The sequence below is a fragment of the Staphylococcus sp. EG-SA-17 genome (assembly GCF_017151845.1).
GTDB classification, from domain to species: Bacteria; Bacillota; Bacilli; order Staphylococcales; family Staphylococcaceae; genus Staphylococcus; species Staphylococcus aureus.
Genome location: NZ_JACVZO010000002.1, coordinates 98,425 through 114,470, shown reverse-complemented (window position 1 = coordinate 114,470; position 16,046 = coordinate 98,425). Strand labels below are relative to the sequence as shown.

At 36.0% G+C, this 16,046-nt stretch carries 1 pseudogene (running past one end of the window); it reads right to left on the bottom strand.

Going from position 1 to position 16,046, the window contains the following annotated elements:
- Positions 1-56: 56 nt before the first annotated feature.
- Positions 57-16,046: pseudogene (gene ebh, locus IDG65_RS01550) on the bottom strand (hyperosmolarity resistance protein Ebh); it runs 14,355 nt beyond the window's last position.

The following is a 16,046-nucleotide window of genomic DNA, read 5'->3' as shown; positions in this document are numbered from 1 at the left end:
GGAGCACCGACTGACATAATTTCAATCGGTGCTCCTCTTTTTATCGAAGAAACAAATTATTTTTTATTTTTTTTAGATTTCTTTTTCTTCTTTTTAGCTACTAGCTTTTTAGAAGGTTTTTTTGATGCCGACTTTTTCCCTTTGGATTGGTTATCTTTTTGATTTTTCTTTTTAGCCAATAATAAAGGTGCGTCATCTTCATTAGATTCAATACTAGGTGTTGTTTCAACATCTACCTCTTTATCTTTGCGTCGTTTTGCGATTAAGAGTGGTGAATGTTCGTTATCTTGCAACACTTTTTCATCTGTGTTTTCATTTGTAACTTCCACATCTTCTTCATCTTCTTTGCGACGACGTTTAGGTAAGAAGAACGGCGTATGTTTAACTTTATCGAGTGACTCGTTATTGTTTAGCGAATCTTTTTCTTCAACAATAGCATCTTCTTCATCTTCTTTTCTGCGACGTTTCGCTAATAAAAGTGGTAAATGTTTAGTACCTTCTATTGAACCTTTCTTCTTGTCTTTGCTATTATCTCTAATTTCCAATTCTTCCTCTTCATCCTCTTTACGACGACGTTTCGCAATGAAGAACCAGAAGCTAGCAAGTAATCCGGAAATACCAACAACGCCAAGTGCGTTTTTGATAACATTACCAATTCGGTCACCGAAATGACGCATATGAAGTGGATCGATTTCATCATCTTGATCCAATTTCTTTTTATGTCCAATAGCCGAACTATTGAATGGATGGTTTACAGTTCCATATCCAATGCTTATATGACTATTAGATTCACCGTCCGAATCTGATGAATGCTTGCTATTATTAGATGTAACAATTTGTACTGCCAAAATTCGTGCGATACCATTATTCAATGCAGCCTCAACTTGTTGTGGCGTTTGCGCATTATTAATATCTCTGATTGTTTCAAGTACAATTTCGTTAATTCGATTCATTGCTGCTTGTCTTTCTTCAGCAGTTCCAGTTGAACTATTTTTAATGCGTTCAATTGCATCTGTCGAAATATCTTTAATTTTTGAAATCGCTACTTTTTTACGTTTTTCCAATTCTTTAGCAAATGGATTTGCTGCTTTTATTTGCGCTTTGAATTGCTCTAATTGTTGTGTGATTTCATCGATACTTTGCGCACGTTGAATCGCTTGAATTGCCTGTTCTTTTAATTGATTTAACTTAGATATAGCTTCTTGTTTCTCTTTATCAGTTAAATCCTTACTAGCATTAATTTCATCAATCATATGTTGAATAGCATCAGTAATTGATTTAATGGCATTTGATTTGGCTTGGTCAATTGTAAATTGCTCTGGATTAAATTGTTCAATATGCGTTTGTTCTTGTTGTTGAACTTCTTCCACCGAATGAACATCTGTTGCATTGTTAATTTGCTCAATAGCTTGTTGTTTAAGCTTATTAACTTCCGCAATCGCAGCTTCTTTTTGTTCTGGTGTTAATGTTGCGTGATTATTGATATCATTAATCTTTTGTTGTGCCGCATTTTCAATTGATTCAATTGCCTGTTGTTTGACTACTGCCAATTCTTTTTCTACTACTTTCACAGGAACATTAACAATTACTTTTGATCCATCAAGTAATGTTACTTCGACTTTTGCTGTTAAGCTATCAGAAATTGTTGCGGTTGACGGTGTATCAATAACTTCTGCTGTAAGCTGATCAACTAAGTTTATATGTGCTAGAATATCTTGTTCTGTAATGATGTCATCACGATGTACAATGAGTTCACCATTTACAAGGATTTGTTCAGGAGTTGCGTCAAAAATTTCATTTACAGCAGGTTGTGTATCAACTTCCCATACATGAGTATTTCTAATATCATCTAATCCTAAATTTAATCCTTGATTTAATTGATCTTTAGTTTGAGCATTTTCAATATTTTCTAGTGCTCGTTTTTCAGCTTCGTCAATTTCTTTGAGCGCTTTTGCTTTTTGCTCAGGTGTTAAATCAGGGTTTGAATTGATTTGATCACGCTTCGCATTTGCTAATGCTTTAATTGCATTTTTCGCATTTTCTTTAGCTTTCACTAAATCTTTAATTTCTTGTAATGCTTGTGCAAGTTGTGCTTTGGCTTGTTCAATTTCTTCTTTAGTCATCGCATTGTTAATGCCATTATGACCTTGTTGCAATATTTGATTAATTCGATCTTTAAGCGCTTGTTTTTCCTTATCTGTTAGATTTGGATTTCGATCAATTTCGTCAATTAATGCTTGTACTTGCTTATCAACATCTTGTTTCGCATTTTCTTTAGCTTTCACTAAATCTTTAATTTCTTGTAACGCTTGTGCAAGTTGTGCTTTGGCTTGTTCAATTTCTTCTTTAGTCATCGCATTGTTGATGCCGTTATGACCTTGTTGCAATATTTGATTTATTCGATCTTTAAGCGCTTGTTTTTCCTTATCTGTTAGATTTGGATTTCGATCAATTTCGTCAATTAATGCTTGAACTTGCTTATCCACATCTTGTTTCGCATTTTCTTTAGCTTTCACTAAATCTTTAATTTCTTGTAACGCTTGTGCAAGTTGTGCTTTGGCTTGTTCAATTTCTTCTTTAGTCATCGCATTGTTGATGCCGTTATGACCTTGTTGCAATATTTGATTTATTCGATCTTTAAGTGCTTGTTTTTCCTTATCTGTTAGATTTGGATTTCGATCAATTTCGTCAATTAATGCTTGTACTTGCTTATCAGCATCTTTATTTGCATCAATTTTAGCTTTCGGTATTTCATTGGCATGCACTTGTTCAATCGCATGGTTGCCAGCTGTTTGAACTTGAGATACATCCTGATTACTTGTTGCTTTATTAATGTTGTTAATGATACTGTTTGCCAATTCTTCTGCTTTATTTTTCGCAATAAGCTTGTCTTGATCCGTCGCATTTGAAGCTTCTATTTCTTTCAATTTATCTGCTAAGACTTTGTTAACATTTTGAATTGCTTTGTCCTTAGCTTCTTGTAGACGTTGATCACCATTAAGATTTTGGATTGCATCATTGACTGCTTGAATTGCGCCGTTAATATCATTCACATTTGTGTTATCACTATTTAGCAATGTATTTGCCAGACGTTTTGCATCATCAAAGATTGATTTAGCAACGTCGTCAGCGTTTTGGTAATTGATAGTTTGTTCTGCAGTTGGAATTTCATTGTCAACTAAGTGTTTCAATGTTTCCATAGCGTTATTCAAGTCGATTTGATCATTAATAATATTCGCTATACCTGTTACAGTATCGGCATTATTAATTGCTTGATGTGCAAGATCTTGTTGTTGTTGATTTAAACCATTTAATGTATCAACAAAGGCATTGGCTTTATCTTTAGCAGTTGCAAGATTTTGATCACCATTTAAGGCTTGTTGCGCATCTATAATATTTTGTTTTAATTGTTCTGCCTCAGCTTTCGTGATTGCACTACCTTGAACTTTATCTAACTCATGCGCTGCATTTGTAATGGCATTATCATAATTTGCTTTCAAGTTATCGTCTGCATTGATGTAATTTGTACTGCTAATGACATCAAAATGATGATCATCAATATACTGTTGTACTGCACCCATTGCATCATCTAATTGAACAGCTCTATTAATTGCTCGAGACGCTTTATTTAATGTTTCAGCATTATTAATTTGTTGTGTTGCTAATTGTCTTTGAGCATTGTTTAGATGTGTTAATTGATCCAATCTTTGTAATGCTTCAGACTTACGCTTGTTAAGTCTTTCTTCACCATTTAATGCCTGTTTCGCTGCTGTTACCGCATCGTTCAACTTGATAACTTCTTCTGCAGTTAAGTTTTGACCTGTCGCTTTATTTAGTGCTTCCTTCGCTTTATCAACTGCATCATCGTACACGCGTTTAACTTGTGTATCTGCATTGACATAGTTCGTACTACCTTTCGTACGTCCTTCATTGCCAGTGATTTCTTGAGACAATTGATTCATTGCACGATTTAGAGCTTTAGCTTCATCTACAATTTGTTTGATCTCATTTAAGTCATTAGATTGATCAATTCTGCCTTTAAATCCATCTTGTTGTGCATTGTTTAATGTATTTAATTGGTCAATATCATGTTTACCATTTGTTTTAGCAAGTGCTACGCGTTCATCACCATTTAATGCTTGTTTTGCATTTAAAATGTTTTGAAGTGCTTGATCCACTTGTTCCTTATTCGCATTTTGTTTTAATACATTTTCAGCATCTGCAATAGCTTGTTTATAAGCATTTTGCTTATCTGAATCTGCTTGCGTGTAATCTACAGTTTGCTCAACGTTTGTATGATCATTGACCGCTTGTTGTAATTGATCCATAGATTTGTTCAATTGCGTTGCTTGATCTACTAATTCAGCGATTGGTTGAAGTTTCATCGCTTGATCAATGTTTTGTTTTGCAGTTGCAATTTGATCAGCATTTAAATGTGTTAATTGGTCAACTGTTTGTTTCGCTTGTGTTTTAGCTTCAGCGACTCTCTCATTACCATTTAACTCATTTTCTTTTTCTTGAAGCTTAGTTAATGCTTGTTCTACAGCATCTTTATTTGCATTTGAACCATTATTAGGTTCTGTAATGCTTTGTGCAGCTTGTAACGCTTGATCCACTGCTTCTTTTTTATCCGTCGATGCTTCAGTGTAATTTGGTTGGGCCTTATCTGTTTTCACTTGATCAACTTTATTTTTCAATGTTTCCATCGCGTGATCAAGTTCAGTAGCAGTTTGAACATGTTGTGCAACCTCTGTTCTTGTAGGCGCTGCATTAATTGCATCAGTTAATGCTTGTTGTTGTGCATGATTTAAGTTTGGTAATGCATTAACAGTCGTTACCGCTTGTTGTTGATCACGAGCTAGTTTTTGATCACCATGTAGGTTATCTTTAGCTTGGTTAACAGCTTGTGTCAATTGTTCAACTTGTGCTTTATCAAGCGTTGGATTGCTAGTTTGATTAATCAAATCTTTGGCATGTTGAACTGCTGCTTGGTATGCATCTTTTTGCGGCTTATCTTCATTGATAAACTTGCTACCCGCTTCTGTTTGCTGTTGATCTTGAATGCTATTACGTAAAGCTTCCATTGCTTGGTTAAGTGCTTGTGCTTCAGTTAATTTTTGTGCTACTTCGTCACGAGTTGCTGCATTATTGATTTGATTTTCAAGTGCTTGACGTTGTGGTGTATTCAAGTTAGACAAGTTATTTAACGTTTCTGTTGCACGTTGCTTATCTTGAGCTAATTTTTGATCACCATGTAAGTTGTTTTTAGCATCAGTTACTGCCTGTGTCGCTTGATCAATGATTGATTTAGCTAATGTAGGATCAGTTGTTTTGTTAATCAAATCTTTCGCGTGTTGTACAGCTTGCGTATAAGCATCTTTTTGTGCTTGATCTTCATTAATAAATTTACTACTTGCTTCAGTTTGTGGTTGATCTTTAATACTTTCTTTTAATGCTTTCATCGCTTCATTTAATGCTTGCGCTTGTGCAATGATTTCAGCCACTTTATCACGAGTTGTTGCATTATTAATTTGATTTTCTAGCGCTTGTTGTTGTGCTGGCGTTAATTGATCTAAATGATTTAGAGAATTTCCAGCAGTTTGCTTATCTTGCGCTAATCGTTCAACACCGTCTAATGCATTTTTAGATGATGTTACTGCTTGTGTCGCACTTGAAACATTGCCTTTATTGATAGTTGGATTAGTTAATCCTGCAATGATAGACTCAGCATTTTGAACTGCTTCATCATATGCTTGTTTTTTATTCGGTTCTGCATTGACATAGGCACTGCTCGCACGTGTTGCATCTTTGTCAGCAATACTTTGTTGTAATGTATCCATAAGTTGATCTAATGCTTGTGCTTCAGTCAAATCATGGTTAACGGCTGTTCTAGTTGTTTCACTATCAATTAACGTATCTTCCATATGTTTTTGAGCATTGTTTAGATGTGCTAATTGACTAACCGTTTGTTTCGCACGATCTTTATCATTTTGTAACTTCACATCACCATGTAATGCTGCTTTCGTTGTATTCACAGTTGTTGCTGCTTGATTAATCGCATTATTATCTAATGTCGCTGTTTGCTCATTGATAATGTTATTTGCAGCTTGCACTGCTTGATCGTAGTTTTGTTGCTCTGGTTGATCTTCGTTGATATATTTGCTATTTGCTTGAGTTGTTGCGTTATCTTGAATACTTTCTCTTAAGCCATGCATTGCTTGGTTAAGCGTATTCGCAGTTTGTTCAATTTGATGAACTGCAGTTACTAATGTTGCAGCAGTAACTTGGTCTTTTAATGCTGTTTTTTGAGGATCATTTAAGCTTGTTAAAGCATCAATTGCTTGCGTCGCATTTGTTTTAGCAACTTGTAAATTATGATCTCCATTTAACGCTTGAAGTGTTGTTTGAACTTTAGTAATAGCTTGTTCTACTTCTGTTTGGTTCGCATTTTGACCAGTTTGTTTGTTAATCATTGCTTCTGCTTCATTTACTGCTGTAGTATAAGCAGTTTGTTTATCAGTATCAGCATTGATGAAGTTACCACGTTGTTCAACGGCTTGATGATCTGCAATCGCATTGATTAAGTTACCCATTGCGGTATTTAAAGATTCTGCAGTTTGCTTGTGACCATTAACTGCTGCAATATCAGATGATTGCGTAATTTGTGATTGTAACTGTTGCTTTTGCGCATTATTTAAATGATCTAATTGATCAAGTCTATTGTTCGCTTGTTGCTTAGCTGCTACAAGGTTTTCATCACCATCTAATGCAACTTTCGTGTTATTCACTTGAGTTGTTGCACGATTAACATCATCTGGATTCATCGTAGGTGATGTTGTTTGATTAATGATATTATTAGCAGCTGTTACAGCTTGGTTATAGTCATTTTGTCTTTGCGCAGTTGCATCATGATAATCTTCAGATGCTAATGTCGCTTGGTTATCTGCAATACTATTTCTTAATAATTCCATCGCATGATCTAACGTTTGCGCTTTTTGATTAATTGTAGTGACATCTGTAACAAGTGGCGCTTGTGTTATTTGATTTTCAAATGATTGTTTTTGAGCATCATTTAAGTGTGTTAAATTCGCCAATTGTTGTTTCGCTTGTTGCTTAGCATTCGCTAAATTATCATTACCATTTAATGCTTGTTTCGCTGTTTTCACTTCATTAGTGATACTTTCAACTTGGGCTTGTACTTCATTAGTACCACTTTGTTTATTCAATAATGCTTCAGCTTTTGCTACTGCCTGTTTATACGCATTTTGTTTGTCAGGATCTGCATTTAAGTAATTACCGTCCGCTAATGTTTGAGCTTTATCATTAATAGCTTGTGATAATTGATCCATTGCATGATCTAGGCTCGTTGCTGTTTGTTTAACTTGGTTCACTGTAGCAATTTCAGGCGATTGATCGATTTGACCTTTTAATGCTTGTTTTTGAGCATCGTTTAAATGCGTCATTCCACTTACGGCATCTTTAGCATTTTGCTTTTCAGTTGCTAATTTAGCTTCACCGTTTAAGCCATTTTTAGCATCAGTTACTTGAGTTAATGCACGTGTTATTTCATCTGGATTAAGCGTTGGATTTGTCGTTTGATTGATAATACCTTCCGCTTGAGACACTGCATTTGTATATGCTGTTTGCTTATCGGCATCAGCATCATGATAGTTCTCACTTGCTTTGACAGTATCTTTATTTGCAATACCTTGTTTCAAGTTACCCATTGTTGCATTCACATTTTGTGCATTTTGTTTAGTTTGTTCGACTGTAGCTAACGCTTGTGCTTGGTTGATTTGATTACGTAACGCATCACGTTGTGGTTGATTTAAGTCACGTAACGTATCCAGATTTGCTAAAGCATCCTGTTTCGCTTGCGCTAATTTTTCATCACCGTTTAATGCATCTAGTTGTAACTGCTTGTGTTACTGTATCAGGCGACAATACAGGTGTTGGTGTTCCATTTGCAATTTGTTGCGCTTGGTTAGCTGCATTGTTATATGCTTGTTGTTTGTCTTGATCCGCTTGTGTAAAGTCAACTGATTGCGGTACTTGACTGTTTGCTTGAATTTGTTGTTTCAACGTACCCATTGCATTATTTAATGCATCAGCATTTTGCTTAATAGCATTAACACCTGTAACAAGTTCTGCATGTGACACTTGGTCTTTTAACGCTGTTTTTTGTGGTTGATTTAAGTTTGGTAACTGATCAATGGCAGTATTCGCATTGTCTTTAGCAACTTGTAAGTTATGGTTACCGTTTAAATCACCCTTAGCTTGAGTCACTTGTTGTAACGCTTGAGCCACTTGTTGTGGATCCACGTTTGCATTTGGTGTACCACTAATGATTTGTTCAGCATGTGCTACCGCATTGTTATATGCATTTTGCTTATCAGTATCTGCATTGACAAAGTTACCATTTGCTTTAGTTTGGTCTTTATCTGCAATACCTTGCTTCAATTGTGTCATTGCTTGATTTAAATCTTGTGCTGTTTGCTTAATTGTGTTTACATTTGCAACAGTTTGCGCAGCATCGACTTGTTGTTTTAATGCATCTTTTTGCGCTTGATTTAAATCATTTGCATTTGTAATTACTTGTTTCGCTGCATCTTTTGCACGTTGTACATTGTCATTACCATTCAATGCTTGTTTCGCTTCGTTCACACGTTGTATCGCTTGTTCCACTTCAGTTTGACTTGCATTGCTGCCATTTGCTTTAGATAAAATACCTTCTGCATGTGCTACCGCATTAGTATAAGCATCTTTCTTAGCTTGATCTGCATCAGTAAAGTTAATGCTATTTAATGTCTCAGTTTTATCTTGTAATGCATTGTTTAAGTTAGTCATAGCATTATTCAGATTTTGAGCATTTTGCTTAACATTATTAACTGTTGCAATATCTGGTGCTTGTTCAACTTGTGTTGTTAACGCTTGTTTTTGAGCATCATTTAAATGATCTAATGTGCCAAGATTTGTCTTAGCTGCTTGTTTAGCATCAGCTAATTTTTGATTACCGTTAAGTGCTTGATTTGTGTCATTCACTTTAGTTAATGCTTGTTGAATTGTATTTGGATCCATTGTTGGATTTGTTGTTTGTTTTAACAATTCTTCTGCTTTTGTTACTGCATTATCATATGCTGTTTGCTTGTCAGTATCAGCATCGTGATAGTTCTCGCTACCTTTAATTTGTGCTTTATTCGCAATACCTTGTTTCAATTGTGTCATCGCGTCATTAAGCGTTGTCGCCGCTTGTTGAATAGCATTGACGTTTGGTACAAGAGTTGCTTGCGTAATTTGTTTGTTGTATTCATCACGTTGCGCTTGATTCAAGTTTGGCAATTGATCAATAGCTTGTTGAACATTTTGTTTCGCCGTTGCTAAGTTCGTATTACCATTCAAATCATTTTTAGCTTGCGTAACTTTATTTAAAGCTGCAGTAATTTCGCTAGGTGTAACGACTACATCAGGCGTACCACTAATTAATGCTTCAGCTTTTGCTACTGCTTGATTATATGCATTTTGCTTGTCAGGATCTGCATCTGCAAAGTTTTGACTGCCAAGTGTAGTGTCTTTATCATTCAAGCTATTTTTCAAGTTACCCATCGCTGTATTCAGTTCCTGAGCTGTTTGAATGGCTTGCGTTACTTCAGCTACAGTGTGCGCTTGATTGATGTTTCCAGTAACAGCACCTTTTTGTGCATTGTTTAAGTTATCTAATGTAGATAATGTTTGGTTTGCATTGTTTTTAGCATCTGTTACTTTTCTATTACCATTCAACGCTTGTTTAGTAGTTGTTACAGTTGAAAGTGCTGCTTCAACTTGTGATTGGTTCGCATTTGTACCATTTGCTTGATTAATAATATTTTCAGCAGCCGTTACCGCATTGTTGTATGCTGTTTGTTTTTCTGGATCTGCATCTGTAAAGTTAACACTTTGTTTCACTTGATCTTTGTCTTGGATTCCGTTGATTAAACGTTCCATTGCTTGATCTAATTGTTCAGCTTTAGTTTTCACTTGATTTACTGTGCTAATATTTGGTGCATTTGTCACTTGCGTATTTAAATCTTGCTTTTGAGCATTATTTAAATGACTTAATTGGTTGATGTTAGCAGTCGTTTCTTGCTTTTTATTCGCTAAGTTTTGTACACCATTAAGCGCAGTTTTGTTAGTGTTCACTTGATTAGCTGCTTGTGTTACTGCAGATGGATCAAGTGTCGGCTGACTCGTTGCATTAATGATATTTTCAGCACTTGTAACAGCTGTGTTGTATGCATTTTGTTTATCTGTATCTGCATCAACATATGGCTGACTCGCTTTAACTTCATCTTTATTCGCAATACTATTTCGAAGTTGATTCATTGCATTGTCAAGATTTGTTGCATTGTCTTTTACACTTTGAACGCCAGTTACTTGTGTCGCACTATCAATTTGACCAGTAATACTTTGTTTTTGTGCAGCAGATAAATGCGTCATTTGACGTAATGCATCTTTAGCTTGTTGCTTCACAGTTGCTAAGTTTGAATCACCATTTAAACCTGTTTCAGCATTATTAACACGTTGTGTTGCTGCTGTAACATCTGCTGCATTTGTAACCACATTAGGTGAACCATTTACAATGTTTTTCGCAGCATTATATGCATCAGTATAAGCACCTTGCTTATCAGGACTTGCATTAGTGTAATTACCACCAGCAACAATTGTGTCATGATCAGCAATTGCTTGTTTTAATTGATCCATCGCATTATTAAGTGATGTAGCACTATTTTTCAGATCAGTTACACCTGATACACGTTGCGCAGCGTTCACTTGTTGTTTTAACGCTGTTTTTTGTGGTGTATTCAAATGTGTCAAGTTATCGATAGCTTGTGTAGCTTCAGTTTTAGCGCGTTGTAAGTTCGCGTCACCGTTTAAAGCATTCTTAGCAGTCGTTACACTTTGAATTGCTTGTTCAACAGCTTGCTTATCTTTATTCGCACCATGATCTTTATTTAAGTAAGATTCAGCTTGTGTGATGGCATTATCAAATGCTGTTTTCTTAGTTGGATCTGCGTCGATGTAGTTTTCGCTCGCTCTAGTTTGATCTTTATTTGCGATTGCTGACTCTAATCGTTGCATTGCACCATCTAAGTCTTGTGCTTTCGTTTTAACACCATTTACACCGTTGACTGTTGTTGCGCCTTCGATTTGTGATGTTAAATCTTGTTTTTGTGCATTATTTAAGTGTGTTAATGTACCTAAGTTTGCTTTCGCATCTGATTTTGCTTGTCTTACATTTGCGTCACCGTTTAAAGCATTCTTAGCAGTCGTTACTTGATTTAATGCAGCTTCAACTTGTGCTTTTGTCATATTTTGACCGTGTGCTTTATCTAAAATACCTTGAGCATTCGTAACAGCATTTGTGTAAGCATCTTTCTTACCTTGGTCAGCATCTGTAAAGTTCACTTGTTGTTTAACAGTGTTTTGGTCATTAATACTATTTTGAAGTTGACCCATAGCTGTATTTAATTCATTAGCAGTATTTTGTGCAGCAGTTACGCCTGCTACTGTCGTTGCATTGTCAATTTGACTAGTTGCTGCAGTTGATTGCGCATTATTCAAGTTATTATATGAAGCTAATGCACGTTTCGCTGCTTCTTTAGCTTGAGCAACTTTATTATCACCATTCAAGTCATTTTTAGCTTGATTCAATTGGTTAAGCGCTGCTTGAACTTGTGTTTCATTCGCGTTGCTGCCATTGGCATTAGTAATTGCTTCGGCTTGTGTAACTGCAGTGTCATACGCTTGTTGTTTTGGTCGATCCGCATCTGTGTAATTGACACTTCGCTTCGTATTATCCTTTTCAGCAAGTGCATGTTTCAAATTACCCATCGCTGTATTTAACGATGTCGCTTTATTTTTAGCTGCTGTTACCGCTGCAAGGTTTGGTGCTTGATCCACTTCTGCATTTGCCGCAGTTCGTTGGGCATTGTTTAAGTCTGTTAAACGACCGATATCTGTTTTCGCAGTTTGTTTTGCGGCTGCTAATTTTTCGTCACCGTTCAATGCTGACTTCGCACTATTCACTTGGCTCGCTTTTTGATTAATCGTATCTGGATTCATTTCAGGGTTATTCGTTGCACTAATAATACCTTCAGCATCTGATACTGCACGGTTGTATGCATTTTGTAAATCTGTATTCGCGTCTTGATAATCTTCACTTGATTTAGTCGCATCTTTAGAAGCAATACTTTGTCTTAATTGATTCATTGCTTGATTTAAAGTACCAGCATTAGCTTGAATACCTTGAACACCTGCAACAGTCGTACCGCGTTCAATTTGCGATGTTAAGTTTGCTTTTTGAGCATCAGTTAAATGTGACATTGTCGCTAATTGTTGTTTAGCTGTTTTCTTCGCTTCATTTAAGCGCGCATCACCATTTAATGCATTTTTCGCAGTATTCACACGTTGTAATGCTTGTTCAACGGCTGCTTTATTATCATTTGAACCAGCTGTTTTATTTAATAACGTTTTAGCTGCTGTTACGGCATCATTGTATGCTGTTTGTTTTTCTCTATCTGCATCAGTATATTTTTGAGCTGCTTTTGTAGCTGCTTCATCGTTGATACCACGTTGTAAGTTGCTCATTGCAGTATTTAATTCAGATGCCGTTGTAGACACTTGATTTACACCTGCAACTGTTGTCGCACCTTCAATTTGTGATTTCAATGCTTCTTTTTGTGCATTATTAATTGATGTTAAATTATTTAATGCATTTTTCGCAGTTGTCTTAGCATTCGCAACATTTTGATTACCGTTCAAATCGTTTTTAGCACGTTGTACATTTTGTAACGCAGTTTCGACACCGTCTTTTGCAGTATTTGGACCTTGTGCTTTATTTAAAATTTGTTCAGCTTGCGTCACTGCATTTGTATATGCATTACGTTTCGCTTCATCTGCATCAGTGAAGTTAACACCTCGCTTAATCGTATTTTGATCTTGAATACCATTTTTCAAGTTCGTCATAGCTGTATTTAATGCGTCCGCATTATTTTGCGCTTGTGTTACTTCATTAACATGCGTTGCACCTTCGATTTGGCGTTTGGCTGCTTCTTTTTGAGCATTAGTTAAGTCACTTAAGCCATTCAAATGTTGCTTCGCATTTGTTTGCGCAGTTCTTAAGTTTTCTTGACCGTTTAACGCTTGTTGTTTAGCTGTCACTTGGTCTTTCGCTTGATTGATTTCTTGCGCATTCATTGTTGGACTAGTTGTTTGACCAATGATTGCTTTTGCTGCAGTGACTGCATTGTTGTAGTCAGTTTGTTTACTTTGACTTGCATCCGTGTAGTTTTGATCTGCTTTAATCGTTGCTTCATTCGCAATGCTTTCTCGTAGACCTTTCATTGCAGTGTTTAATGTTTGTGCATTATCACGAACAGTTTGAACATTTGGCAACGTCGTCGCTTGACCCACTTGTTCTTTAAGTTTAGCTTTTTGCGGACCATTTAAAGAAGTTAAACCATCAATTGCTGTGTTAGCATTTTGTTTCGCTACTTCTAAATTATGATTACCGTTTAACTGCGTCTTCGCATTCGTTACTTGTGTTGCTGCATTTGTAACATCTGATGGTGTTAACGTTGGTGTTGGTGTACCACTAACGATATTTTCTGCAGCTGTCACTTTTTCATCATATGCTTGGCGTTTATTCGCATCAACATTGACATAGTTACCACTAGCTTTTGTCTCAGCTTTATCAGCAATGGCACGTTTTAAAGCTGTCATCGCAGTATTTAATTCAGTCGCAGTATGTTCAACACCATTTGCTGCAGATACTCGTCCTGCACTTGTTACTTGTGCTTTTAATGCTTCTTTTTGTTTTGTATTTAAGTCCGAAGCATTTGTAATCGCTGTGTTAGCAGCCTGTTTCGCACGTTCTAAGTTTTGAATACCGTTTAATGCAGTATTTGCTTGTGTAACAGCTTGCATTGCTCTTTCAACATCTGCTTTAGGTGTATTACCGCCAGCTGTTTTATTTAAAATAGTTGCTGCTGCATTTACTGCTTGAGAATATGCAGTTCGTTTCGCATCATCAGCATCTTGATAATTTTGACTTTGTAACGTCGTGTCTTTATCACGTATTGATGTTTCTAATTGACCCATAGCACCATCTAATTGTTGCGCTTTGGCTTTAACTGTATTAACACCTTCAACATTTGTTGCTTGTGTAATTTCATTATCTAACGCTGTACGTTGTGCATTATTAATGTGTGTTAATGTACCTAACGTTTGTTTCGCAGCGGCTTTAGCTTCATTTAATTTCGCATCACCGTTCAACGCCGTCTTCGTACTGTTCACATTTTGTAATGCTTGTTCAACTGCTGCTTTGTCTACATTTTGACCACTAGCTTTTGTTAAAATTGCTTTCGCTGCATTTACAGCTTGATCATAAGCTGATTTCTTACTTGGCTCAGCATCTAGGTATTTCTGAGTTTGTTTTGTTTGTGTCTCATCATTGATACCATTTTGTAAACTGTGCATTGCGTTATTTAATTCTGTTGCTTTGGCAGTTTCTTGATTTACACCAGCTACTGTTGTTGCACCATCAATGCTACGCGTTAACGCATCTTTTTGTGCATTGTTAATTGATGTTAAGTTATTTAAGTTGTTTTTCGCAGTTGTCTTAGCTTGAGCTAAGTTTTGCGCACCATTTAATGCATGTTCTTTAGTTGTCACTTGTGATGTTGCTTGCGTAATAGTATTTGGTTCCATCGTTGGGTTCGATGTTTGATTAATGATTGCTTTTGCTGCAGTAACTGCACTGTCGTACTCGTTACGATTATTTGGACTTGCGTCAGTGTAGTTTTGACCTGCTTTAATTGTTGCTTCATTCGCAATACTATCTCTTAAGCCTTTCATCGCTGTATTCAACGTTTGAGAACTATTTTTAACAGTTTGAACGCCATCTAATGTAGTTGCACTTTGAACTTGTTCTTTTAATTTTGCTTTTTGTGCATTATTCAATTGCGCTAAGCCATCAATTGTATTGTTGGCATGCTCTTTCGCTACACGTAAGTTGTTATCACCATTTAATGCTGTTTTAGCCGCATTGACTTGTGATGCCGCACTATTTACGTCATTGACTGTTAATGTCGCATTCGGTGTACCACTAATAATATTTTCAGCGTTAGTCACTTTTGAATCATACGCTTGACGTTTTTCTTGATCAGCATTGACATAATTACCGCTTGCTTTTGTTCTTTCTTTATCAGCAATAGCTGCTTTAAGTGCTGTCATCGCACTGTTCAATTCAGTAGCTGTACGTTGAACGTTATTTGCATCAGATACACGTTGTGCATTGTTAACTTGTGTTTTTAATGCATCTTTTTGTTTTTGGTTTAAGTCATGTGCGTTGTTAATTGTGTTCGTCGCATTTGTTTTAGCTTGAGCTAAGTTTTGTGCACCATTTAACGCTGCTTTTGTTGTATTGACTTGATTTGCCATGCCATTAATCGCATTAGCATCCATATTTGGATTGTTCGTTGCATTAATAACACCATTTGCATTATTTACAGCAGTATTGTAATTATTTTTGTTGCTATCAGATGCATCAAGATAATTTTGACTTGTTTTCGTCGTATTATCATTTTGGATACTTGTACGTAATGCACCCATGGCAGTATTTAACGTATTACCTTTATCTTTAACACCATTTACACCAGCTACATTTTGCGCTTGTTCAACTTGATGCTTCAAGTTGTCTTTTTGTAATTGTGTTAAGTGTGGTAACCCATTAATCGTATTTGTTGCTGAAGTTTTCGCATTTCTTAAGTTGTCAGCACCATTTAAAGCCGCTTTCGCTCTTGTAACTGCATTTAATGCATTATCAACGTCTGCTTTAGATGTGTTACCACCAGTTTGTTTATTTAAAATGCCTTCAGCCGCTGTGACAGCTTGCGTATATGCATTTCGTTTTGATTCATCTGCATCAAGATAATTTTGATTTCTTAATGTCGCATCTTTATCATTGATTGAACCTTGCAAGCTATTCATTGCGCCGTCTAATGTATTTG